This window comes from Streptomyces sp. NPDC030862 (genome assembly GCF_055571835.1).
Window position 1 is genome coordinate 12,913 of record NZ_JBVIEN010000016.1, and the last position, 23,834, is coordinate 36,746.

Sequence of the window (23,834 nt, forward strand, 5' to 3'; positions counted from 1 at the left end):
TCAGGGAGCCGCCGGTTCGCGCTGCCGGCCGGCGAGGGTCAGCGCGTGTTCGACGACCCCCACCAGCACCTCCTTGACCGACGCGCGCTCGCGCGCGTCGCACATCAGCAGCGGCACCTCGGGGTCGAGGTCGAGCGCCGCCCGCACCGTCTGGGCGGGGTACCCGGGCGCGCCCTCGAAACGGTTCACGGCCACCGCGAAGGGGATGCCCCGCCGCTCGAAGTAGTCGATGGCGGCGAAGCAGTCCTCCAGGCGGCGGGTGTCCACCAGGACCACCGCGCCGAGCGCGCCCTGCGCGAGCTCGTCCCACAGGAACCAGAAGCGGTCCTGTCCCGGAGTACCGAACAGGTACAGCACCAGGTCCTCGCGGAGGGTGATCCGCCCGAAGTCCATGGCGACGGTGGTGGTGGACTTCGACTCGACGCCGTGCAGGTCGTCGACGGGCCGGCCCGCCTCCGTGAGGGTCTCCTCGGTGCGCAGCGGCCGGATCTCGCTGACCGCGCCGACGAGGGTCGTCTTGCCCACTCCGAACCCGCCCGCGACGAGGATCTTGAGTGTCACCGGCTCGACCACCGGCCGATTGGCGCGGTGGGAGCTAGAGCGCCCGAAGGCCATTGATCACCTCACGCAGAATGTTCACGTCCGGCAGTTCTGCCGGCGGGACGGGACGGGTTACGTGGACGAGTTCGTCCTCGACGAGGTCGCCCACCAGGACGCGGACCACCCCTACGGGGAGGTCGAGTCCGGCGGCGAGCTCGGCGATGGACTGGGGGAAGTCGCTGCACCGCTCGACGATCTCCACATGCTCCGGGGAGAGCATCTGGTCGCGGCCGGGGTCCTCGGCCGCGGGTTCGGGGACGACCACCGCGATCAGGTCGAGGCGGTGGCGGGTGGCGCTGCTGGTACGGCCGCGGGTCATCGCGTACGGACGGACCACGGGGCCCGCTTCGTCGTCGAACCAGTGGTGTGGCTCCCGGCGGGTCCGGCCTCTGTGCCGGCTGTGCTGCCCTGCTGCGTCACTCATCGCATCCCCCGTTATCCTCCTGCGGTCAGTCCGGTCCGCGGCGCCGTCCCCAGGTGAGCCCCCACCCGCTTGACCATCAGCGTCATCTCGTACGCGACGAGGCCGACGTCGGAGTCGGCGTCCGCCAGGACGGCGAGACAGCTGCCGTCGCCCGCCGCCGTGACGAAGAGGAAGGCGTCGTCGAGCTCGACGACGGTCTGCCGGACCCGCCCGGCGTCGAAGTGGCGGCCCACGCCCTTGGCGAGGCTGTGGAATCCGGAGGCGACGGCCGCCATGTGCTCGCTGTCCTCACGGCTGAGGTCCTGGGAGGCGCCGGTGGGCAGGCCGTCGCTGGAGAGCACCAGCGCCTTGCGGATGGAGCCGACGCGGTCGACGAGTTCGTCGAGGAGCCAGTTCAGCTGGCCTGCTGAACCTGGCCCGCCCGGTGAGCCGGTCGACGTGGTTGCTGCGGCGTTCGGTGCGGTCATGGACCGTCCCCCTCCGGTGTCGTTCGTGGTGCTGTCTCACCGCGGAGCGCGCGGGGTGCCGGCGGGGCGTCGCCCTCGGCGTTCTCCCGGCGCCCGCGCTGCCAGCCGCGCTGCATGGCGGCCATGCGGGTGCGTACTGCTTCAGCGTCACGCTCGGCGTCGTGACGGGCGGCGCGCTCACCGGTGCGCCCGGCGTCGCGTCCAGCGCCGCGTTCGGCGTCCCTTGCGGCGTCGCGTTCGGCGTCCCCTGCGGCGGGCCGGTCGGCGGACCGGTCGGCGGACCGGTCGGCGGACCGGTCGGGGGTGTCCCTCAGCTGCGGGGCCAGGCTGGCCTGCCGTACGCGGCGGGGCAGGCCGCCGAGCAGCAGGGTGGCCTCCGGGTCGGAGCCGTGTGCCCCGCGGCTCTGCTCCGCGGTGCCCTCCGTGGCGGGGTGGGCGCGGCCGCGTTCGTCGAGGCGCCGGCCACGGTGCGCGATCAGGGTCGGGACCGAGGGCTTGCGGCGGGGCAGCGGGACGGGGCCGTCGGCCTGGCGCTCAGGGGCGTGGTCGGCCGCCTGGTGGTGCTGCGTCTCGTCGGAGGCCGCGGAGGAGCGGCCGGTGACCGGGCGCAACGGGCTCCTGGGGCGGAAGAGTCCGCCCCGTTCGCTCTCCGTCTCGTCGATGTCCGCCAGGTCGGCGACGTCCGCGAGGTCGCCCAGGCGGCCGAGGTGACCCGTAAGAGGGCCGGTGAGAGCGTCGTCGAAGGGCAGGGCGCCGACCGGAGGCTCCAGTTCGACGGGGCCGTCCAGCAGGGAGGGGTCGAGCCCGGAGGGCACCTGGGAAAGGGGCGCGCGCCGCGGCGGCACCTCGTCGGTGCGGCCGTCGACCGCCCCGCGGTCCAGCGCCTTGCGGTCGCCGGCCCTCCGGTCGCCGGCCCTGTGGTCGCCGACCTTGCGGTCGCCAGCCTTGCGGTCGAGCCGGAAGCCCGAGCCCTGGGTTTCGGGCGCCTCGGTGAGCAGCGCGGCCGGGATGAAGACGACCGCGGTGGTGCCGCCGTACGGGGAGGGCTGGAGCGACACCCGTACGTTCTGGCGCTGGGCGAGCCGGCTCACCACGAAGAGGCCGAGCCGGTCGGTGTCGGAGAGTTCGAACTCCGGTGTCTCGGCGAGACGCAGGTTGGCGTCGAGCAGCGCCTCCGGGGCCATGCCGAGCCCGCGGTCGTGGATTTCGAGGGTGAAGCCGTTGGCCACCGGCTCGCCGTGCACCTGGACGGCGGTGTGCGGCGGGGAGAACACCGTGGCGTTCTCCAGGAGTTCGGCGACCAGGTGGGTGAGGTCGGCGACGGCCGGCCCGCCGACCCCGATGCGCGGCAGCCTGCGCACCTCGATGCGTTCGTAGTCCTCGACCTCGGCGACCGCCGCCCGTACCACGTCCATCAGCTGGACGGGCTTGCGCCACTGGCGGGAGGGGGCGGCGCCGGAGAGGATCACCAGGCCCTCGGCGTGACGGCGCATGCGCGTGGTCAGGTGGTCCAGTTTGAACAGGTCGGCCAGCTCGTCCGTATCCTCCGTACGACGCTCCATGGTGTCGAGGAGGGTGAGCTGACGGTGCAGCAGCACCTGGTTGCGGCGGGCGAGGTTGACGAAGACCTCGGAGACGCCGCGGCGCATGTCGGCCTGCTTGACGGCGGCTTCGACGGCGGCGCGCTGAAGGGTGTTGAGGGCCTGGCCGACCTGGCCGACCTCGTCCCTGTCGTACTCGAGCTGCGGCACTTCGGTCTCGACGTCGACCTGTTCGCCGGCGGCCAGGCGGCGCATCACGCTCGGCAGCCGTACGCCGGAGACCTCCTGGGCCTCCTTGCGCAGCCGCCGGAGGTCGCGGACGAGGTCGCGGCCTATGCGGACGGAGACGATGATCGAGACGAGCAGGGCGAGGAAGCCGAGGACGCCGGCGATTCCCGCCTTGAGCAGGACGTTGTACGCGGTCGGCTGCACACGGTCCTGGTAGCGGTCGCCCGCCTCGGTGTTGGCCGAGGCGAGGTGGTCCAGGACCGGGGTGGCGGCGTCCCGCCAGTGGGTTGCCTGGACGGTGCGGGGTGTCTCGGTGGCGCCGGCGGCTATGAGCGCCTCTTCGGCGTCGCGCAGCGGTTCGGTCGCGGGGCTGCGCCAGTACTGCTCGAAGAGCTCGCGTTCGGAGCCGGGCAGGAGCTCCAGGTTGACCTCGTAGAAGAGCCGGCGCTGGGCGACGAGGTCGGTGAGGGCGCGGATCTCCTCGGGGGTGATACGCCTGTTGATGAGGGCGGAGGAGACGAGGGCGTCCTCGCGGGAGAGCATCTCGCGGGCGCGCACGACGCCGACGAGGGCACGGCCCTGCTTGTCCATCTCCACGTTCTCCAGGGCGTGGAGGTTGAGGAGGAAGGTGTAGCAGGGGTCGACGAGGCGGTTGTAGAACTCGAGCGCCTGCATGCGGCCGACGGCACGGTTCTCGACGGAACGGCGCAGTCCGGAGAGGCCGTCGAAGGCTTGGAGGAGCGAGCTCAGCCGACGGGCCGCCTGGGGTTGCATGGCGTCGGTGACGCCGGAGTCGGCGGCGTTGGCCCGGATGCGGGCGATGGTCCGGTCGGTGGCGGCCTGTTCGCGGCGCAGGGTGGGGAGGGCGTCGGACGCGCGTGGATCGGCGAGGTAGACGAGGGTCTGGCGGCGTTCTTGCTGGATGACGCGGACGGTGTCCTCAAGGGGGTAGCCGACCTTTTCGACGATGTAGCCGACGTCGAGGAGTTGGTCGGCCTCCCGGCCGGTGAGGAGTGTCGCGAACCCCCACAGCCCGGTGAGGGAGACGAGCGGCACGAGCAGCAACGCCACGATCTTCCTGCGGATCGACTTCCCGCGAAAGCGCATGGCCTCCCCCAGCTCGGACCCGACCGGTGAGGGTGCCGTCCGGCGCGGGTGTACACATAAACACATCAACAAACGGCGCGAGCCTACTACTGCATCGCAGGCATCTCGAAGGTGCGTCCGGGCGATTTTCAGCCGTGGGGCGGGGCGTCGATCACGGGTTTTCCGGGTATTCGCCGCCCTGGCACTTCCCTCTGCGGTGGATGGTCCCTGGCGGGGCGACATGTGCCCGGCGGTAACGGTTGGCTGGAACTGTACGTTCCGCGGGGAATCTTCGCCGCCGGTCGTACGTCTACGAACAGGGGAGGCGCGGAACTGTCGGCGTAAAGCGGCTCATGACGGGCAGCCACCCTGGAAACGGTCGGCTGTGGGGAGTGGCGGTTGCGATGACGACGGAGCGGCGGGAACTGTGGGTGGAGGAACCGGCGACGCGGCGCAGGCTGCCCGATCCGGTCCGTACGGCGGCGGTGCGTGCCGTGCTCGTCGCCTCGCTGACCCTGATACAGGCGACGGTGGCGTTCCTGTGCACGCTGGCGGGCTCGTGGCTGGCGTTTCCGATGGTGCTGAGCAGCATCGCCAGCACGGTGGTGGCGACGTGGGCGGCGGCGGACGTGTGGGTCACCCGGCAGGTGTGGAACCAGCGCCATGGTGTCGTCTCCGTGCCGAGCAGCACGGCGCGTCAGCTGCGGCGTGAGCGCCGTATGGCCCGCCGGGCGGCGCGCGTGCAGACGCGGGCGGCGCGGGAGGCGGCACGCATACGGCTAGGCGGGGAGGAGGCCGGTGCGGGTTCCGGTACCGGCGGGGGTTCCCGTTCGCCTTCCGGCCGCGGGCGGCAGGGCGCGGGAACGCTCTCCCGGGCCTGAGGCACACCGGAGCCCGCCCTGCCGGGGCGCCGGTGCCAGCCCGGGCGGGGGTGCCTGCCCGAGCGGCGGTACCTGCCCGGCCGCCGGTACCTGCCCGAGCGGCGGTGCCCGGCACCTGCCGGGCACCGGCCCGGCGGCGGTTCCGCGGTTACTCCGCGGGGGGCGCCGGCTCGGGCGTCGGCGTGCGCTTGAACATGCGCGTCGCCGTGATCTCGCCGTGCACGGCCGCCTCCCCCGCCGGGCTCTGCTGCGGCAGCCCGGGGCGCAGGTGCTCCTCGACGCTGATGTACTTCAGCCCCGCACGCAGGTCCGCGTCGTTGCGCAACCGGATGACCAGCGGGAACTCCGCGAGCGCGGTCGTGTCGAACAAGCCCGTCGTGTAGAGCAGCTGGACGCCGAGCGCGTCCGACACGGCCCGCTGCAGCTCCAGCAGGTACGTGGCGTTGGCGCGGCCGATCGGGTTGTCGAGGAAGAGCGTGCCCGCGTGGCGGTGCTTGTCGCGGCCCCGGTCGTTGCTGCGCAGGGCGGCCATCGTGCAGTAGAGCGCGATGGCGGCGGTGAGCAGCTGCCCGCCGGAGAAGACGTCGCCCATCTGCCCGACCGGTACGCGCTCGGCGCGCAGCACCGCGTCGGGCTTGAGGATCTCCACGGCCACGCCCTTGGGCTGCAGGGCGGCCTGGACGCCGCGCAGCAGCAGCGACATGCCGTCGCGGCGCAGGTCGGAGTTCTTCTTGACGGCGGCGCGGGTCGCCTCGTCGATGACCTCACCGAGCCGCTCGGTCAGCGTCGCCTGGTCGGGCTCCTCGAACCGGATGCGCAGGAACTCCTGGCCGGACCACTCGCCGAGCCCCTCGGGCAGCCGGGAAAGGCGCTGGGCCGAGCGGAGCGTGGTGAGCGCGGACTCCACCAGTCCGCGCAGCCGGTCGACGATGGAGTCGCGGTTGCGCTCCAGCTGCGCCAGCTCGTCGGTGAGCACGCGCAGCCGGGGCGCGAACGCCTCGGCCCACTTGGCGGCGTGCTCGGGCAGCGCGGAGGCGGGCAGTTCGCGGATCTGCTGGCGGGCCGGGGTGCGGACCTGTTCGTACCGCGTGGAGTTGGCGTGCCGGATGAGGACGTCGCAGGCCTCGCGTACGGCGGCCTCGGCGGCCGACAGGTCCTGGGAGCAGCCGCGCAGGGAGCGGCGGGCCTCGGCGGCGGACTGCCGCGCCTCCTCCAGGCTGCCGGGGTACGGCTCGGGGGCCTCCGGCTCCTCCTCGGTGGCGTGGTCGCGCAGGAGGTCGCGCAGGAGCGCCGCCGTCTCGTCGAAGCCGCCGGCGGCGTCCTCGGCGGCGCGGTGCGCCTGGACGAGCCGGGCGTGCGAAGCGCGGGCGGCTTCGAGCTCGTCCGTGCGGGCGGCCAGATCGGCGGTGGCGGAGCGCAGGAGGGACTGGGCGTGGTCGGCGTCGGTGGGGATGAGCTCCTCGGGGAGCTCGGTGTGCGCCTCGCCGTCCTCGGGGGCGAGGCGTTCGGCCTCGCCGCGCAGGCGGCCGAGCTTCTCGCTGGCCTCCGAGGCGCGGGTCTCCAGCATCTGCACCAGGGACTCGGCCCGGGCGGCGGCGGCCTGGCGGGAGGGGCCGTCGGCGCCGTCCGGGCTCTGGAGGAGCTGTTCGGCGCGGGTGCGGACCTTGTTGGTGAGCCGGTCGAGCTCGGCGAGGGCGGCGGACTCGTCGCTCTCGGCGCGGGCCTGTTCGGCGCGCAGGTCGGCGCCGACGCCGACCTTCTCGTACAGCTGCGAGGCGGCGCGGTACGCCTCGCGCAGGGCGGCCAACGGTACGCGCGGGGCGTCGCCGTCCTCCTCCGGCAGGTTCTCCGGGGCGCCGGCGATCTCGGAGCGCTCGGCGCGCAGGGCGCGGGCGGTGCGGTGGGCGTCGTCGGCGGCGCGCTGGGCGGCGCGGCGGTCCTCGTCTGCGGCGCGCGCCCGCTCCAGGCAGGTCTGGGCGCGGGCTTCGTACTCGGCGGCCTCGTCGGCCAGTTCGCGCAGGCGGGCCTGCCAGCCGGCCCGTTCGCGCAGCCGGAAGGCCAGGCCCGCGAGGGCGTCGGCGACGCGGCGGGCGCGCTGCGCGGCGTCCTGCCGCTCGTCGCGTACGCGGGCGGCGTCGGCGGCCGCCTCCTCCGCCTCGGCCCGTACGGTACGGGCTTCGACGAGCGCGGCCTCGGCCGCTTCGGCGGCCACGCGCGCGGTGGCGGCGGCTTCCGCGAGCTCGGTGAGCATGCCGGGCGGGCAGTCGGCGCGCCAGGAGCCGATGCGGGCGGCGAGCGAGCGGTCGCGGGTGAGGCGGGCGGCGAGGGCGCGGATCTCCTCATCGCGGGCGGCGGCACGGGCGCGCAGGGCCTGGCGCTCCTCGTCGGCGGCGTGCTCGTCGTGCATGGCCGGGTTCGGCGGCACGAGGAACACGTCCGTGTCCGTGTCCGTGGGCGCCGGCACGGGCGCGAGGAGCGCGGCCGCGGTGCCCACGGCGACGGCGGAGCGGGGCAGCAGGGCGGCACCGGCGAGGGCTTCGCGGGCCCGGGCGTACGAGACGGGGTCGGTGATCACGACACCGTCGACCAACTCGGGCCGGGCGGCGAGGACGGCGGCGTGGTCGGCCGGGTCCACGGCCTGGGCGAGGTAGCGCCAGCCGGGGAGCGCGGGGATGCCCTGTTCGCCGAGGAACTCGACGGTGGCGAGGACGTCCGGGCCGGGTGGCAGCAGGCCGCCGTCGCCGAGGGCGCCGAGGATGCGGGAGTCGTCGGCGGCGGCGGTGCGCAGCTCGAAGAGCTTGCGCTCGGCGGTGGCGATGCCCTGGTCGAGGAGGTCGCGCAGCTCGTCGGCGTACCGGTCGAGCTCCTCGGCGGTGAGGGGGCCCTGGGCGGCGGGGCGGGTTCCGGTCGCGGCGCCGTCGGCGCCGTCGGTGCCGTCGGATGCCGCGTCCTGGTCGGACGGGTCGCCGTCGCCGCGGCGGGGTGCCGGGACGACCGAGGTGCCGGGCGGGGTCGCCCCGGGCAGGCTCAGCAGTTCGGCGAGGCGTTCCTCGGCGGCGAGGGAGTCGGCGGCGCGGCGCTCGGCCTGGTAGGCGTTCTCGGCGGCCTGGGCGGCGTCGGCGGCGCGGGCGGCGGCCAGTTCGGCGCGGGACTCGGCGGCGGCGGCCTCGCGGGCGCGTTCGGCTGCGGCGCGGGCGGTTTCGCGGGCCTCGTCCCAGGCGGCGACGGTGGTCTTCTCGGCGTCGCTGGCGGCGAGCGCGGCGCGCGCCGGGTCGGCGTCGGGGGCGGTGTCGTCGAGCCATCCCGCGCGTACGGCCTCGGCGGTCTCCTGCTCGACCTCGGCGAGGCGCTGGCGCAGGTGACCGACCTCGCTGCGGGCGCGCTGGGCCTCGGTGGCGGCGGCGGTGGCGTCGCGGTGGGCGGTCTCGGCCGCCTCCTGGAGGGCGGCAGAGCGCTCCTCCTCCTCATCGGCCTGCCGCTCCCCGTCCGCGGCGGCGGCGTGCAGTGCCCGTACGAGGTCGGCGGCGGCCTTCGCGCGGGCGGCGAGCGCGGGTGCGGCGTCCCGCTCGGCCTCGCGGATGGCGGCGGACACACGCGTGGAGCGGTCGGCGGCGGCGCGGTGGCGCAGGACCACTTCGGTGGCCTGCCAGGCGGAGTGCAGGGTGCGGGCGTCGATCAGCTCGCGGCGTTGCGCGGCGGCGCCCTTCTCGGCGGCGGTGAGCGCCAGGGAGGCGTGGCGGTAGGCCAGTTCGGCGGCGATGAGGGAGGCGCGGGCGCGGACCTGCTCGGCCTCGGTGACGGTGTCGGCGGCCGCGGTGACCTGCTCGGCGAGGGTGGCGGCGCGGCCGCGCTCCTCGGCGGCGCGGGCGGAGAGTCGGCGGGCGAGCGTACGGGTGCGGCGCTCGGCTCCGGCGTGGACGTCGCGCGCGCGGGCGCGGGTGTCGGCGGCTTCGACGATCCGGCCCAGGAGGTCCACGGAACCGGCGGTGAAGTCGCGTTCGGCGGTGAGTTCGGCGCGGCGGCCGAGCTTGTTGCCGAAGCCGCTGACGAGGTCGGCGAGGCCGTCGGTGTCGCGGGTGTCGGTGACCGCGCGCAGCAGCAGGTCGGTGAAGTCGGAGTCCTTCTTCACCGCGAAGAGGCCGGCGGCCTCGCCCTCGTCGGCGTTCATCTCCCGCTGGTAGCGGAAGAGTTCGGGGTCGAGACCCAGGTCGCCGAGGTGTTCGTTCCAGCGGTCGTGGATCTCCTCCCAGTAGACCTCCAGGTGCGGGTACGCCTTGCCGGCCTCGGTGAGGGCGTCGCGGAAGCCCTTCATGGTGCGGCGGCGGCCCTGGGCGCCGGAGACGCCTTCGGCGGGCGCGCGGACGGCGGTGGACTCGGCGACCGGGAGCGAGTCGAGGCTGAGGCCGGGCCCGGGGCGGAAGGAGTACCAGGCCTCGGCGAACTTGCGCGGGTCGTTGGACACCTGCCGTCCGCGCCACTCGCTGACCTTGCCGACGACCACGAGCTCACCGGTGAGGGTGTGCTGCCACTCCAGGGCGACGTGGCCGCAGTCGTCGGCGAGCAGGAACTTGCGCAGCACGCCGGAGCTGGCGCCGCCGAGGGTGTTGCGGTGGCCCGGCAGCATCACGGAGAAGATCAGCTTGAGGAGGACGGACTTGCCGCCGCCGTTCTCGAGGAAGAGCACGCCCGCGGGGGCGGGGCGGCGCGGCGGGCCGACCGGCTCCTCCTCGAAGAACTCCGCCTGGGTGGGGGCGGGGTGGGGCACGGGCGCGCCGACTCCGCGCAGGTCCAGCACGGTGTCGGCGTAGCGCGCACCGGCGGGCCCGATGGAGTAGAGGCGGACCCGGGACAGCTCGTACATGGCGGCGGACTTTCGCTTCTGGTCTGGGTTACGCGTGGAAGGGCAGGCCGGCGTCGGCGACGAGGTCGAGGTCGTCTCCGTCGGGCGGCGGCAGGAGGGTGGCGGAGCCGTCGCTCACCGGCACGACGCCCAGCTCCAGCAGCTCGGCCATGGCGGCGCTGCCCGCCATGTCCCGGACCTGGAGCTGGTAGCGCGCGGTGGTGCGGTAGGAGCCGCCGCCCTCGTCGCCGGTGCGCTGGAGGAAGCCGGATTCGGTGAGGAAGGCGACCGCCTTGCCGATGATGCCGGTGGTGGAGCCGGCGAGGCGGCGGGCGTCCTTGGTGGCGCCGGTGGCGCTGCGCCGGGCGTAGATGCGCCAGGCGGCCTCCAGTCCGGGGGCGTCGGTGGCCGGGTCGGTGTTCTCGCCCTGCTGCTCGGCGCGCTCCTCCAGGCGGCGGCACGCCTGGCGGACGAAGGCGTCCACGCCGTTGACCGTGATGCGGCCGATGTAGGTGTCGTCGGCGAGGTCCTCGGGGCGGGGGAAGGCCAGGGCGGCGACGGCGAGGTGGGCGAGGCCGTGGAGGAACCGGTCGGCGGAGTCGGTGGAGGCGCGGCGGGCGTAGTCGCCCATGCGGACGGCGAAGACGGAGTCCTCGCCGGCGGTGACGGCCATGCCGGCGCGCGGGGAGACCTCCAGGACGATGAGCCCGAGGCCGGTGGCGACGGCGTCGGCGAGGCGGGCGAAGGCGGGCTCCTCGCGGTAGCGGCGCAGCAGGTCGGCGTACTCGGCGTCGCGGGCGGGGAGCAGCTTGGGCTGGAGTCCGAAGGAGACCAGCCGGGCGGCGTCGGCCGCGTCGGCGGGCGTGACGGTGCCGGAGGCGGCGGGCTCGGACGCCTGCGGGGCGTCGGGCTCGCTCCACGCGTCGGCGTGCTCTGCGTGGTGGTCGCTCACGGCTGGGGCTCCTTGCTAGGGACGGGTCGGTACGGGGTGCGGGGGCGGGGCGCGGTACGGAGACGGCCCTCGGAACTCGGTCGGCGCTCGGCGCGGGCGACGGCAGTGGAGGCGGGCACTGTCCGGGGCGCAGCCGGACGCGGGGCCCGGGGCGCTGCCGGACGCGGGGCCCGGGGCGCTGCCGCGCGGTCGGGCCCGAGCAGAGCCGGGCGGTCGGTACAGGACGCTGCCGCGGGAGCGGTCCGGAGCAGGGCCGGGCGGTCGGTGCGGGCGTGAGGCCGCCGCCGCTGCGGCGCGGGGTGGCGCGTCATGTCGCGTCCGTGCGGTCCGCGGCCATGCCCGCCGCGTCCAGCAGGGCCGTACCGACGATCAGGTCGGCGCCGCCGAACTCGGGATCGTCCAGTTCGGTGCCGTCGTCGACGGCGAAGAGGAGCCGCTCCTCGCCCTGCCGGTAGGCCGTACCAACCGGGGGACTGGCCGCGTGGATCGCCAGAAGCGCGACGAGGTACGGCAGTTCGGGGTCGCGGCGGCGCGCGTCGGCGAGGAGGCCGGAGAGCCGGCGCGGGGCGTCGTGCTCCAGGTCGAGCAGCTCCATGGCGGCGGCGAGCTGCTCCTCGCTGAACCGGCTGTCGTCCGGGGTGGCGATCAGGTCCGGCTCGGGCATCTCGGCGCCGAGGTGCTCGCGCTCCAGCGGCGGTGTGAGCAGCAGGTCGACCAGGTCGCCGAGGCGTACGGAGGCGGGGGTGCGCAGGCCGGTGCCGTGCGCGAAGTAGGCGTCGGTGACGCGGAGGGACTGTTCGACGGGGAGCGGCAGCAGCGGGGCGACGAGCTGGCCGTACAGGTCGAGGCCCGCGCGGGCGGTGGGGGTGGCGAAGGCCTGCCGGTCCTGTTCGGCGCGGAACAGCGGCCCGGCCTCCAGCAGCCGGGACTGGAGCTGGGTGTGGCGGCGGATGCAGTCCTTGACGATGTCGACCAGCTCGGCGGCGCGCCGTTTGTGCTCCTGGTCCTCGGCTTCGTCTCGCGCTTTGCGGATGTTGGTGAGGATGGCGTTCTCGTGGCGGTACCGATCGGCGACGTGGGCGAGCGCCTCCTCGATCATGTCCGGCACGGTCTGGAGCCAGTCGACGGCGCGGACGTTGCGCCGGGTGGCCTCCAGGGTCTTGCGGAGGGTCTCGGCGTACTGCACGGTGCGGTAGCGCGCCTGCTCGGCGGCGAGCTGGGCGTCGGCGAGGCGGCCGCGGCTGATGAGCACCTCCAGCTTCACCTCGGCGGCGATCTGGGCGCTGGTGACATCGGTGTCGAGTGCTCCGACGAGGACGTTGACCGCTTCGTCGGTGGTGCGGAGGTAGACGGTGCCGCCGTAGCCGGGGACTTCCTCGATGAGCTTGAAGTCGTAGTCCCGGCGCACATAGACGCCGTCGGGCCCGAAGGTGCCGTACACGGCGCGGAAGCCGCGGTCGACGCTGCCGACGTTGATCAGGTTCTCGAGGACCCAGCGGGCGACCCGTTCGTGCTCGGCGGCGGGCCGCTGCGGGGCCTGGGCGGCCACCCTCGGCAACAGCCGGGCGACGATCTGCTCGTGGTCGGCGCCGGTGTCGAAGTCCATGTTGAGCGTGACGAGGTCGATCGCGGCGAGCGCGATCTCCGCCATCCCGTAGACCGAGTACTCCCCCGCCAGGTTCGCCTTGCGGGCGTCCAGGTCGTGCAGCGGCGCGGTGCACGCGAGCGCACGCAGCCGCCGCGCCAGCCCTTCGTCGGCGGCCGGGCCCTGAGCAGGCCGCGGCCCCGCGCTGAGCTGGGGCGGAGCGAGATCCGTCGAGACAGGCGAAGTCACGCTGCACAGATTAGGTCCTCGGACTGACAACGGTCGAAACGGCGCAGACGCCCCCGTCCCGGCCGCCCCCGGGGCACCTCGCCGGAACCCGGCCGGAGCCGGTGCTCGTCAGGCGCCGGGTTCGGCGTCCGGCTCGACCAGGTGTGCGTAGACGTCGACCAGCCGGTCGCGGGAGTCGTCGAGGTAGTCCGCGAGGAGCCGTTCCGCCTTCACCCGCTCACCGGCACGCAAGGCGTCCAGAATCTCCCGGTTTCGCATGAGATAAGGCTCGTGCAGGGCGCGGGGGTCGTCCACCCTGTGGAAGGCGAGGCGGAGTTCGGCGAGGACCGAGCGCATCAGCTCGTCGGTGCGCGCGCTGCCCGCGAGGGCGACGAGCTCGCGGTGGAAGTGGATGTTGGCCGTGGAGACGCCCTTCCAGTCGCCTTCGCGGGCGTCCCGCTCCCCGCCGGTGACCGCCATGATCAGGCCGTGGAGCTCGAACGGCGGCTTGCCCAGGCCGTGGACGACGGCGCATTCGACGAGCCGCCGCGTGCGGTAGATGTCCACGACGTCGTCGACCGTGAGGACCCGCACGAAGACGCCGCGGTTGAGCTCGTGGACGAGCAGGCGTTCATGGGTGAGGAGCCGGAAGGCCTCGCGCAGGGTGTTGCGCGACACCCCGAGCGCCCCGGCGATGCTGTCCTCGGAGAGCCGGGCGCCGGGTTTGAAGAAGCCCTCGGCGATGCGGGTGCGCAGGATGTCGGCGACCCGCTCGGCCGTGCTCGTACGCCCCAGCAGCGCACGGTCGTCCGCCAGTCCGCCGGCCGCCTCGGAGCCCGTCGCACTCACCACGCACCTCTTCTCGCCGTCCCGCACCCGTCGCCGCCTCGGCCCGCTCATCGTAGAAGGAAAACCTCAGGCCGGAACGGGGGACAACCCCCTTGTCGGATCGTTCAACAATCCCCTACCTTGTGGGGACCGCACGGCTCCGCTCCTCCCCTCTTACGCGAGGTGCCGATGAGTACGACCCAGACTCCTCAGACCACCCAGGGCGAACAGCCCGAGGACGAGGGTGCGTTCGCCTGGCTGCGCGCCCTCGGGCCGCGCGGCCGACGCGCCTTCGGCGGCGCGTTCGGCGGATACGCCCTGGACTCCTACGACTTCTTCACGCTGCCGCTGAGCATGGTGGCCATATCCGCCTACTTCAGCCTCACCAGCGGTCAGACCGGACTGCTCACCACCGTCACCCTCGTCGTCTCGGCGGTCGGCGGCGTGCTCGCCGGGATCCTCGCCGACCGGATCGGCCGGGTGAAGGCGCTGATGATCACGGTCGTCACGTACGCGCTCTTCACCGTCCTGTGCGGCTTCGCGCCGAACTACGAGACGCTGCTCGTCTTCCGCGCCCTCCAGGGCGTCGGCTTCGGCGGCGAGTGGGCGGTGGGCGCCATCCTGGTCGCCGAATACGCCTCCGCGAAGCACCGCGGCCGCACGCTGGGCGGCATCCAGAGCGCGTGGGCGGCCGGCTGGGCGCTCGCGGTCATCGTCTACACGCTGGTCTTCCACTTCCTCGACGCGGACACCGCGTGGCGCGTGATGTTCTGGACGGGCGCGCTGCCGGCCCTCCTGGTCATCTGGGTCCGCAGGAACGTCGAGGACGCGCCCCACGTCGCCCAGGTGCGTGCGGCGAGCCGCGAGCGCGGTTCCTTCACCGCGATCTTCCGCCCGGGGCTGCTGCGGACGACGCTGTTCGCGATGCTGCTGTCCACCGGTGTCCAGGGCGGCTACTACACCCTCGCCACCTGGGTCCCGACGTACCTCAAGGACGACCGGGGTCTGACGGTCATCGGCACCGGCGGCTATCTGACCTTCCTCATATCCGGAGCCTTCATCGGCTACCTGACGGGGGGTTACCTCACGGACCGGCTCGGCCGGAAGCGCAACATCGTGATCTTCGCCTTCCTGTCCGCGCTGTGCATCCTCGCCTACACCAACATCCCGTCCGGCGCCGACGGACTGCTGCTCGTGCTCGGCTTCCCGCTCGGCTTCTGCATGTCGGCCATCTTCAGCGGGTTCGGCTCGTTCCTGGCGGAGCTGTATCCGACGGCGGTGCGCGGCACCGGGCAGGGGTTCACGTACAACACCGGCCGCGCGGTCGGCGCCTTCTTCCCGACGCTGGTCGGCTTCCTCGCCGACAGCTGGGGCGTGGGCGGGGCGCTGGTCTTCGGCGCGGTCGGGTACGGCATCGCCGTGCTGGCCCTGCTCGGGCTGCCGGAGACCCGGGGCCGCGAGCTCGCCTGACGCACTCCAAGGAGACATCACCATGACCTGGTCCTCGATCGACCTCAACGCCGACCTGGGCGAGGGTTTCGGCCGCTGGCGCCTCACGGACGACGAACAGCTCCTGTCCGTCGTCACCAGCGCCAACGTCGCCTGCGGCTTCCACGCCGGCGACCCGGTCACCATGCGGCGCGTCTGCGCGCTGGCGGCCGAGCGGGGGGTCCGGATCGGTGCCCAGGTCTCCTACCGTGACCTGGCCGGCTTCGGGCGGCGCTCCATGGACGTGCCCGCCGACGAGCTGGCCGCCGAAGTGGCCTACCAGATCGGCGCCCTGGAGGTGTTCGCCAGAGCGGCCGGGACTCGCGTGTCGTACGTCAAACCGCACGGCGCGCTCTACAACCGTGTGGTCCACGACGAGGAACAGGCCCGGGCGGTGGTCGACGGGGTGCTGCTGACCGGCGAGCGGTTGCCCGTGCTCGGTCTGCCGGGCTCGCGGCTGCACGAGACGGCGGGCAATGCGGGGTTGCCCGTCGTCGCGGAGGCGTTCGCGGACCGGGCGTACACCGCCGCGGGGACGCTCGTGCCGCGGCGCGAGGAGGGGGCCGTGATCACCGATCCGGCGGCCGTGGTGGAGCGGTCCGTATCCATGGCCACGCTCGGAGAGGTCACCTCCCGGTGCGGCCGGCCGGTCGCCGTCCGCGCCCGTTCCCTGTGCCTGCACGGGGACACGCCGGGCGCGGTGGAGCTGGCCCGAGAGGTCCGTTCCCGTCTGGAGGACTCGGGTGTGCGGGTGGAGGCGTTCGTATGAGGACGCCGGGCATGGTGCCGGGTATGAGGTCGACGATCAGGGCGCTGGCCGTGGGTGAACGGGCCCTGCTGGTCGAGCTCGGCAGCGGTGAGGAGGCGCAGGCCTTCCACGCCGAGGTGCTGCGCCGCCGTGCGTCCGGCTCGCTCCCCGCCGTACGGGAGATCGTGCCCGCGGCGCGGACCGTGCTGCTCGACGGGGTGGAAGACCCCGGACGCCTCGCGGAGCAGGTCACCCGGTGGGAGATGGAGCCACTGCACGCGCGCGTGGACCCGGTTCTGGAGATCCCCGTCCGGTACGACGGTCCGGACCTGGCTGTGGTGGCGGCGCTGTGGGGCGTGGAGGCGGAGGAGGTGGCGAGGATCCATTCCGGGGTGGAGTACCGGGTGGCGTTCTGCGGCTTCGCACCGGGCTTCGGCTATCTGACCGGCCTCCCCGCGCGGTACGAGGTGCCGCGCCGCTCCACCCCCCGTACCTCCGTCCCGCCCGGCTCGGTGGCGCTGGCGGGCGCGTACACCGGCGTCTACCCGCGCTCCTCGCCGGGCGGGTGGCAGCTGATCGGGACGACGGACCTGGTGCTGTGGGACCCGGCGCGCGAGCCGGCGGCGCTGCTGGCGCCGGGCACCCGGGTGCGGTTCGTCTCCGAGCCCGGCACCCGCGACCGCCTGGAGGGCAGATGACCGACCGTGCCTTCGCGGTCGTACGGGCCGGGGCGCTGACCACCGTGCAGGACGAGGGACGGTTCGGCCACGCCCACCTGGGCGTGCCGCGCTCGGGAGCCCTCGATCCGTATGCGAGCGGGCTCGTCAACCGGCTGGTCGGCAATCCGGTGGGCGCGGCGGTGCTGGAGACGACCGTCAACGGCTGTGCGGTGCGGCCGCGGTGCGCGGTGACCGTCGCGGTGGGTGGCGCTCCGTGCCCGGTGACCGTGGACGGGCGGCCGGTGGCCTGGGGTGCGGCGGTACGCGTGCCCGCGGGTGCCGTGCTGGAGGTGGGCGCGGCGGTGCGCGGTCTGCGCTCCTACGTGGCGTTCGCCGGCGGTGTGGCCGCCGAGCCGGTGCTGGGCAGCCGCTCCACGGACCTGCTCTCGGGGCTGGGCCCCGCACCGCTGCGGGACGGGGCCGTGCTGCCACTGGGCCGGGCGCCGTCCGGGGCCGCAGCCCTGTACGACACCGCGCCCTGGCCGGGCCCGCCCCGGGAGCTGGTCCTACGGGTGCGCCTGGGCCCGCGCCACGACTGGTTCACGGACGCGGCGCTCCGCACCCTCGCCACGCGGACGTACCGCGTGTCCCCCGCGAGCAACCGGATCGGGCTGCGCACCGAGGGGCCGCCCCTGGAGCGGGCCGTCGCCGGTGAACTGCCCAGCGAGGGCATGGTCTTGGGCGCGGTCCAGGTACCGCCGGACGGGCGGCCCGTGGTGTTCCTCGCCGACCACCCCACGACCGGCGGCTATCCGGTGGTCGCGGTGGTCCGGGAGCGGGACCTGGCGGCCGCGGCGCAGGCGGTGCCGGGGACGCCGGTGCGGTTCGTGGTTCAGTCCGGGGGTGTCCCGTAGCCGCCGCCCCCGGGTGTCGAGACGACCAGGACGTCACCGGGACGGACGTCCACCACGTCGACCCCGCCGAGCCGCTCCACGGTGCCGTCGGCGCGCTCCAGGGCGTTCTCGCCGAGGGCGCCCGGCTCGCCGCCCGCCATGCCGTACGGCGGCACCCTGCGGTGTCCGGTCAGCAGCGCCACCGTCATGGGCTCCAGGAACCGGATGCGGCGCACGACGCCGTCGCCGCCGCGCCACCGGCCGCGCCCGCCGCTGCCCGCCCGTACGGCGAAGCCGTCGACCCGGACGGGGTGGCGCCACTCCAGGACCTCGGGGTCGGTGAGCCGGGAGTTGGTCATGTGGGTCTGGACGGCGTCGGCCCCGTCGAAGCCGTCGCCCGCGCCCGAGCCGCTCGCCACCGTCTCGTAGTACTGCACGCGGTCGTTGCCGAAGGTGACGTTGTTCATGGTGCCGGAGCCCTCCGCCTGGACGCCGAGCGCCGCGTACAGCGCCCCCGTCACCGCCTGCGAGGTCTCGACATTGCCGGCCACCGTCGCCGCCGGGTAGGCGGGCGCCAGCATGCAGCCGTCGGGGACGCGCACCTCCAGGGGTTCCAGGCAGCCGCTGTTGAGCGGGATGTCGTCCTCGACCAGCGTCCGGAAGACGTACAGCACCGCCGCCATGACCACAGAGGTGGGCGCGTTGGTGTTGCCGGGCTGCTGCGGGGACGTGCCGGTGAACTCCAGGACCGCGCGGCGCCGTTCGCGGTCGACGCGGACCGCGACCTGGATGACGGCCCCGCCGTCCGTCTCGTAGCGGCAGGAGCCGTCGCGCAGCAGGGCGACGATGCGCCGTACGGACTCAGCGGCGTTGTCGCGTACGTGCCGCATGTAGGCGTGGACGACGTCGAGGCCGAACTGGTCGACCATGCGCTCCAGTTCCTCGATGCCCTTCTCGTTGGCTGCGATCTGGGCGCGCAGGTCGGCGAGGTTGGTGTCGGGGTCCCGGGAGGGGTACGGCGCCTCGGTGAGCAGCCGCCGGGTCTCGTCCTCCCGGAGGCGTCCGTCCCGCACGAGCAGCCAGTTGTCGAAGAGGACGCCCTCCTCGTGGACCGTGCGGCTGAAGGCGGGCATGGAGCCGGGCGTGATGCCGCCGATCTCGGCGTGGTGGCCCCGGGAGGCCACCAGGAAGCGCAGAGTCCCGTCCGGCCCGAAGACGGGCGTCACGACGGTCACGTCGGGCAGGTGCGTACCGCCGTGGTACGGGTCGTTGATGGCGTACACGTCGCCGGGTCGCAGGGTGCCCCGATTGCGCCGCAGCACCTCCTTGATGGACTCGCCCATCGAACCGAGGTGGACGGGGATGTGCGGGGCGTTGGCGATGAGGTTGCCGCCGGCGTCGAAGAGGGCACAGGAGAAGTCGAGCCGCTCCTTGATGTTGACGGAGTGGGCGGTGTTCTCCAGGCGTACGCCCATCTGCTCGGCGATCGCCATGAAGAGGTTGTTGAAGACCTCCAGCAGGACGGGGTCGACGTCCGTGCCGACGGCCGTACGGCTCGGCCGGGGGCGGGCGCGGGTCAGCAGCAGGTGGCCGGTGCCGGTCGCGGAGCCCTGCCAGCCGTCGTCGACGACGGTCGTGGCGTCGGCCTCGGCGATGACGGCGGGGCCGGCCACGGTGTCGGAGGGCCGCAGGTCCTCGCGCCGGTACAGCGGGGTGTCCCGGGGCTCGCCGTTCACGAACGTCCGCACCGTCGCGCACGGCGCCAGCGGGCCGGGGCCCGTACGGACGGCCCTTTCGGCGGCCACGGGGCCGTGCGGACCGGCCCGTCCGACCGCCTCCACCGAGACGGCCTCCACCACCAGCGGCTTGTCCATGGCGAACCCGTACCGCGCGCGGTGCGCCGCCGTGAACGCCTCCCGTACGGCGTCGACGGAGCCGAGCGGTACGGGCAGGCTCGCATCGGTGCCCGCGTACCGCACCAGCACGCGCGCGTGCGTGCCGATCGCGCTGTCGGGCAGCCCGTCGGCGCGTAGTTCCTCCCGGGTGTGTCCGGCGAGCTCGGCGCAGAGCTCGTGCACGCGCGCGTGGGCGGCCTCGCCCAGTCCGGCTTCGACGGAGCGCTCGCGCATGGCGGTGGCGTCGGCGAGGCCGATGCCGTACGCCGAGAGGACCCCGGCCAGCGGAGGGACGAGGACGGTGTCGACGCCGAGGGCGTCGGCGACCGCGCAGGCGTGCTGTCCGCCCGCCCCGCCGAAGCTGGTCAGGGCGTAGCGGGTGATGTCGTGGCCGCGCTGGACGGAGATCTTCTTCACGGCGTTGGCCATGTTGAGGACGGCGATCTCCAGGAAGCCGGCCGCGACCTCCTCGGGCGTCCGCGCGACTCCGGTGTGGTGGCGTACGTCCTCGGCCAGTTCGGTGAAGCGTGTCCGCACCACGTGGGCGTCGAGCGGCTGGTCCCCGTCCGGCCCGAAGACCGCCGGGAAGTGGTCCGGCTGCACCCGCCCCAGCATGACGTTGGCGTCCGTCACGGTGAGCGGGCCGCCGCGCCGGTAGCAGGCGGGACCGGGGACGGCGCCGGCCGAGTCGGGGCCGACCCGGTAGCGCCGGCCGTCGAAGTGGAGGACCGAGCCGCCGCCCGCGGCGACGGTGTGGATGCTCATCATCGGCGCCCGCATCCGCACCCCGGCCACCTGGGTGCCGAGCTCCCGCTCGAAGGCGCCCGCGTAGTGCGACACGTCGGTGGAGGTGCCGCCCATGTCGAAGCCGATGACCTCTCCGAAACCGGCCTGTTCGGACGTGCGGGCCATCCCGACGACGCCGCCCGCCGGTCCGGACAGTACGGCGTCCTTGCCGCGGAAGTGCGCGGCCTCCCGCAGCCCGCCGTTGGACTGCATGAACATCAGCCGTACGCCGGCGAGCTCGGCGGCGACCTCGTCGACGTACCGGCGCAGGATCGGCGAGAGGTAGGCGTCGACGACGGTCGTGTCGCCGCGTGGCACCAGCTTGATCAGCGGGCTGACCTCGTGCGAGCAGCTGACCTGCGCGAAGCCCGCCTCGCGCGCCGCCTCGGCCGTCCGCACCTCGTGGCCGGGGTGGCGGTAGCCGTGCATCAGCACCACCGCGGCGCTGCGCAGCCCGTCCGCGCGGGCCCGCTCCAGCTCCTCGCGCACGGGCGCGAGGTCCAGGGGGCGTACGACGGCGCCGTGGGAGTCGACCCGCTCGGGGACCTCGATGACACGGTCGTACACGGCCTCGGGAAGCACGATGTGCCGGTCGAAGATCCGCGGCCGGTTCTGGTAGGCGATGCGCAGGGCGTCGCGGAAGCCCTCGGTGATGAGGAGGACGGTGGGTTCCCCGCGCCGCTCCAGGAGGGCGTTGGTGGCGACCGTGGTGCCCATCTTGACGGAGTGGACGCGGTCCGCCGGTACGGGTTCGCCCGGGCGGAGCCCGAGCAGCAGCCGGATCCCGGCGACGGCGGCGTCCCGGTGGCGCTCGGGGTCGTGCGAGAGCAGCTTGCGCGTGACCAGGCGCCCGTCGGGGCGCCGGGCCACGATGTCGGTGAAGGTGCCGCCCCGGTCGATCCAGAACTCCCAGCGCCCGCTCATCTCCCCATTCTCGGTGAGGACGGCGCCACGCGGGCGTTTCCCCGTGGCGGGATCAGCCGCCGGGGTCGGCGCGGGGGGGCAGCACGGCCGGTCGGCACGGCGGGGCGGCACGGCCGGTCGGCACGGCGGGGCAGCACGGCCGGTCGGCGCGGTGGGGCGGCACGGCCGGTCGGCGCGGCGGCCTCAGCCGGTCGGTGTGTCCGGACCGATCCTGCTGCGTACGGCCAGTTGCACCTCGTCCTCCTCCGCCGGGTCGGCGGCGAGGTGGCGCAGCCGTTCGGCGACGCGTACGTCCCCGGTCTCGGCGTGCAGGGCGGCGATCTCCCTGGTGGTCTCCTCGCAGTCCCACAGGCACTCGACGGCGAAGCCGGTGGCGAAGGAGGGATCGGTCGCGGCGAGGGCGCGAGCCGTGCGGCCGCGCAGCTGGGAGGCCGCGGTCTCCCGGTAGATGTGGCGCAGGACGGGTGCGGCGCAGGCGATGCCGAGCCGGCCGGCCCCGTCGACGAGCGGGTAGAGCGCGAGCGCGTCCGGGCCGTGGGTCCGTACGGCCTCGCGCAGGGCGCCGAGCACCAGGGCGGCGTCCTGGGGGCCGCCCCGGGAGGCGAGCACGCCGGCCGCCGAGCTGCCGAGCGCGTCGGGCCGGTGCACCCAGCCGCGTGCCCGGTCGACGGCCGCCTCTCCGCACATCCGCTCGAAGGCGGCGACGGCGGCGTCGGCGACGGTACGGGAGCCGTCGCCCGCGGCGGCCTCGATCAGGTCCAGGACGGCGGGGTCCCGCGCCTCGGCCAGGTAGTGCAGGGCGGCGCAGCGGGCGCCGTCCGAGCCGCTGCGGGCGGCCTCGAGGATCAGGGTCCGGTCCTCGGGCCCCGCCACGGCCGTCAGGCAGCGGGCGGCGGGCACGTGGAGCGCGGAGCCGCGCTCCAGGCCCTCCTGGGCCCAGTCGAAGACCGCCTGGACGCTCCAGCCGGGGCGTGGCCCCGTGGGGCGCATCTGGCGCTGCCAGCGGTCGAAGGAGCCGCGTTCCTGGGCGGCCCGCACCCGGGCGCCGACGGCGTCCCGCCGGTCCTCGGCCCACAGCCGCCACGGGCGGGGCTCGAAGGCGTCGCGTACGGCGGCGGCGAGCTCGGCGTCGCCCTCCGGGGTGGCCGGGAAGCGGGCGAGCACGGGCTCGGCGAGGGCGCGCAGCGCGGAGTCGTCGTCGCGCAGCGCGAGCTCGTCGAGGGCCCAGGTCCAGTTGGCGCCGGTCGCGGCGTACCCGCGCAGCAGCACGAGGGCGTCCTCACGGCCGTATGAGGCGAGGTGGCCGAGTACGGCGAGGGCGAGCCCGGTGCGGGACTCGTCCGTGTCGAGGTGGTCCTCGTGGCTGAAGAGATGGGCTTCGACGGCGTCGAGCCCACCGTGCAGGTCCAGGTAGAGGCGCGCGTAGTAGAGGGAGCGGTTCTCGACCTGCCAGTCCTGGCGGGGGTCGTTCAGGACGCAGTGGTTGAGGGCGGCGAGGGCCTCCGCGCGTGGCGCGGCGAGCGCGTGCAGCGTGCCGTCGCCGCGGCCCCTCTGCAACAGGCCGAGCAGCGTACCGCTCGGCGCTATGACCGGATCGAACATGGAAAATGCCTCACATCAAGCTGTCGACGCAACCGGGGGTCCCCGGTGAACGGTGGGGTGCCTAGGCCGCGCAGCAACATGTGGAGCCGCTCGTCGTCTTCCGCTTGGTGTCGACCATCTTCCTCTGCCTCTCGTCGGTGGCCCCCTGTGGGCTCGACGTCATGATGACCCAGCCATTTCGCCACCGCGACCACATTTACGGCACCCTTCTCGCCTGGGGTTCAGTCCCCGTTCACCGGGACTCGAACAGCTCCAGCAGGTGTGCCTTCCCAAACATGCGGGCGGTGTCCACGGCGGACGGAGTCCCGGCTTCCGGATCCGCGCCCGCCGCGAGGAGGGCGCGCACCACGTCGTCCTCGCCCTTGAAGACGGCGCCGGCGATGGGCGTCTGACCGCGGTCGTTGACGCGGTTGGGGTCGGCGCCGCGGCTGAGGAGGGCCTCCACGGCCTCGGCGTGGCCGTGGTAGGCGGCGAGCATCACCAGGGAGTCGCCCTTGTCATTGGTGAGGTTCGGGGACACGCCGTGGTCGACGTACTCGGCGAGTGTCTTGGCGTCCCCCTGCCGCGCCATGTCGAAGATCCTGGACGCCAGCTCGATCACCTCGGGGTCCGGAGTCTCACTCATCGGACGGACCGCCTTTCACGTCGTTGACCCGTATCCGCGCCGGCCGTGCTGACCTGCGCGGACGTGGGTGGAACCAGTACGCACGGCGGGTCGCCGTGCAAGTGAACCGACAGGGTACTGCCCGGGCCGTGGGGCGACTCCGCCAGGCAGTGGGAAAGATCACCTCAAGGCGGTCATGCGCGGGGGCGACAAGGGCCGGCGTACGCCGATCCAGCGAAAACTCCGACATTTCACCCATTTGCATCTTTTGTCGCATTGATACTTGCGGTGAGCTTGGAAGTACTCAAGGTGACTGTCCCCTCACCCAGGAGAAACTCATGATCCTGTCCATCTCCGGCGTGGTCCTGCTCGGCATCATCGTCTTCCTCTTCTTCAAGAAGGACGGGCTCAAGGCCTCCCACGCCCTCGTCTGCGCCCTCTTCGGCTTCTACCTGGCGGGTACCGCCATCGCCCCGAGCATCACGGCGGGCGGCGCGAGCCTCGCCAGCCTGCTGGGCGGGATCAAGTTCTGACGCCGACGCCCACGACCCCTCCCATCCCTTCAGGCCCTCAGG

Annotated in this window: 17 protein-coding genes; 6 read left to right on the forward strand and 11 right to left on the reverse strand. The window is 74.0% G+C overall.

Going from position 1 to position 23,834, the window contains the following annotated elements; all coding sequences use genetic code 11:
- The 4 genes from ACZ42X_RS31545 to ACZ42X_RS31560 are packed head-to-tail and all read right to left on the reverse strand — an operon-like array spanning nucleotide 1 to nucleotide 4,367.
- Nucleotides 1-615 carry a GTP-binding protein gene (locus ACZ42X_RS31545; RefSeq protein ID WP_468297316.1) on the reverse strand — a complete coding sequence of 205 codons (615 nt, stop codon included), beginning with the start codon at nucleotides 613-615 and terminating at the stop codon, nucleotides 1-3.
- Nucleotides 596-1,024 carry a DUF742 domain-containing protein gene (locus ACZ42X_RS31550; protein ID WP_361429709.1) on the reverse strand — a complete coding sequence of 143 codons (429 nt, stop codon included), beginning with the start codon at nucleotides 1,022-1,024 and terminating at the stop codon, nucleotides 596-598. The genes ACZ42X_RS31545 and ACZ42X_RS31550 overlap by 20 nt, the downstream gene beginning before the upstream one ends.
- A gap of 11 nt (nucleotides 1,025-1,035) precedes the next feature.
- On the reverse strand, nucleotides 1,036-1,491 hold the full coding sequence (locus ACZ42X_RS31555; RefSeq protein WP_468297319.1) for a roadblock/LC7 domain-containing protein: 456 nt from the start codon (nucleotides 1,489-1,491) through the stop codon (nucleotides 1,036-1,038).
- Nucleotides 1,488-4,367 (reverse strand): sensor histidine kinase, encoded by a 2,880-nt coding sequence (locus ACZ42X_RS31560; RefSeq protein WP_468297322.1) that lies wholly within the window; start codon nucleotides 4,365-4,367, stop codon nucleotides 1,488-1,490. The genes ACZ42X_RS31555 and ACZ42X_RS31560 overlap by 4 nt, the downstream gene beginning before the upstream one ends.
- A 383-nt stretch (nucleotides 4,368-4,750) precedes the next feature.
- On the opposite strand from ACZ42X_RS31560, the gene ACZ42X_RS31565 reads away from it, so the two are divergent.
- On the forward strand, nucleotides 4,751-5,227 hold the full coding sequence (locus ACZ42X_RS31565) for a hypothetical protein (protein ID WP_468297325.1): 477 nt from the start codon (nucleotides 4,751-4,753) through the stop codon (nucleotides 5,225-5,227).
- A 148-nt stretch (nucleotides 5,228-5,375) separates the two neighbouring features.
- Here the strand turns inward: ACZ42X_RS31565 and ACZ42X_RS31570 are convergent, their stop codons facing one another.
- The 4 genes from ACZ42X_RS31570 to ACZ42X_RS31585 form a co-directional block, all read right to left on the reverse strand.
- A complete protein-coding gene (locus ACZ42X_RS31570) occupies nucleotides 5,376-10,088 on the reverse strand; it encodes a hypothetical protein (RefSeq protein WP_468297328.1) in 4,713 nt (1,570 codons plus the stop codon).
- 28 nt (nucleotides 10,089-10,116) lie between these two features.
- The gene (locus ACZ42X_RS31575; RefSeq protein ID WP_355367993.1) at nucleotides 10,117-11,019 is read right to left on the reverse strand and encodes a hypothetical protein; all 903 of its coding nucleotides are present in this window, start codon (nucleotides 11,017-11,019) and stop codon (nucleotides 10,117-10,119) included.
- A 307-nt stretch (nucleotides 11,020-11,326) separates the two neighbouring features.
- Nucleotides 11,327-12,853 (reverse strand): hypothetical protein, encoded by a 1,527-nt coding sequence (locus tag ACZ42X_RS31580; RefSeq protein ID WP_468297331.1) that lies wholly within the window; start codon nucleotides 12,851-12,853, stop codon nucleotides 11,327-11,329.
- Between the two features lie 108 nt (nucleotides 12,854-12,961).
- Complete coding sequence (locus ACZ42X_RS31585) at nucleotides 12,962-13,681, reverse strand: GntR family transcriptional regulator (RefSeq protein ID WP_468297473.1); 720 nt, start codon at nucleotides 13,679-13,681, stop codon at nucleotides 12,962-12,964.
- 168 nt (nucleotides 13,682-13,849) lie between these two features.
- On the opposite strand from ACZ42X_RS31585, the gene ACZ42X_RS31590 reads away from it, so the two are divergent.
- From ACZ42X_RS31590 to ACZ42X_RS31605, 4 genes are read left to right on the forward strand one after another with little or no spacing between them, the layout of a single operon-like run.
- The gene (locus ACZ42X_RS31590) at nucleotides 13,850-15,130 is read left to right on the forward strand and encodes an MFS transporter (protein ID WP_468297334.1); all 1,281 of its coding nucleotides are present in this window, start codon (nucleotides 13,850-13,852) and stop codon (nucleotides 15,128-15,130) included.
- A 22-nt stretch (nucleotides 15,131-15,152) separates the two neighbouring features.
- Nucleotides 15,153-15,917, forward strand: a complete 765-nt coding sequence (locus ACZ42X_RS31595; protein ID WP_468297337.1) for a LamB/YcsF family protein — start codon at nucleotides 15,153-15,155, stop codon at nucleotides 15,915-15,917.
- A gap of 23 nt (nucleotides 15,918-15,940) precedes the next feature.
- The gene (pxpB, locus tag ACZ42X_RS31600; RefSeq protein WP_468297339.1) at nucleotides 15,941-16,594 is read left to right on the forward strand and encodes a 5-oxoprolinase subunit PxpB; all 654 of its coding nucleotides are present in this window, start codon (nucleotides 15,941-15,943) and stop codon (nucleotides 16,592-16,594) included.
- The gene (locus tag ACZ42X_RS31605; RefSeq protein WP_468297342.1) at nucleotides 16,591-17,469 is read left to right on the forward strand and encodes a 5-oxoprolinase subunit C family protein; all 879 of its coding nucleotides are present in this window, start codon (nucleotides 16,591-16,593) and stop codon (nucleotides 17,467-17,469) included. The genes pxpB and ACZ42X_RS31605 overlap by 4 nt, the downstream gene beginning before the upstream one ends.
- On the opposite strand, the gene ACZ42X_RS31610 is transcribed toward ACZ42X_RS31605, so the two are convergent.
- The 3 genes from ACZ42X_RS31610 to ACZ42X_RS31620 all read right to left on the reverse strand — a co-directional run bounded on the left by ACZ42X_RS31610 (nucleotide 17,448) and on the right by ACZ42X_RS31620 (nucleotide 23,280).
- Nucleotides 17,448-21,053, reverse strand: coding sequence for a hydantoinase B/oxoprolinase family protein (locus tag ACZ42X_RS31610; protein ID WP_468297346.1), 3,606 nt, complete (start codon nucleotides 21,051-21,053; stop codon nucleotides 17,448-17,450). The two genes, ACZ42X_RS31605 and ACZ42X_RS31610, sit on opposite strands and share 22 nt — an antisense overlap.
- Nucleotides 21,054-21,236: 183 nt before the next feature.
- Nucleotides 21,237-22,655, reverse strand: a complete 1,419-nt coding sequence (locus tag ACZ42X_RS31615; protein WP_468297350.1) for a HEAT repeat domain-containing protein — start codon at nucleotides 22,653-22,655, stop codon at nucleotides 21,237-21,239.
- 232 nt (nucleotides 22,656-22,887) lie between these two features.
- Nucleotides 22,888-23,280, reverse strand: a complete 393-nt coding sequence (locus tag ACZ42X_RS31620) for an ankyrin repeat domain-containing protein (RefSeq protein ID WP_361429733.1) — start codon at nucleotides 23,278-23,280, stop codon at nucleotides 22,888-22,890.
- A gap of 317 nt (nucleotides 23,281-23,597) precedes the next feature.
- Here ACZ42X_RS31620 and ACZ42X_RS31625 point away from each other — a divergent pair, with 317 nt between their 5' ends.
- Complete coding sequence (locus ACZ42X_RS31625) at nucleotides 23,598-23,792, forward strand: hypothetical protein (RefSeq protein ID WP_017949565.1); 195 nt, start codon at nucleotides 23,598-23,600, stop codon at nucleotides 23,790-23,792.
- Nucleotides 23,793-23,834: the final 42 nt, after the last annotated feature.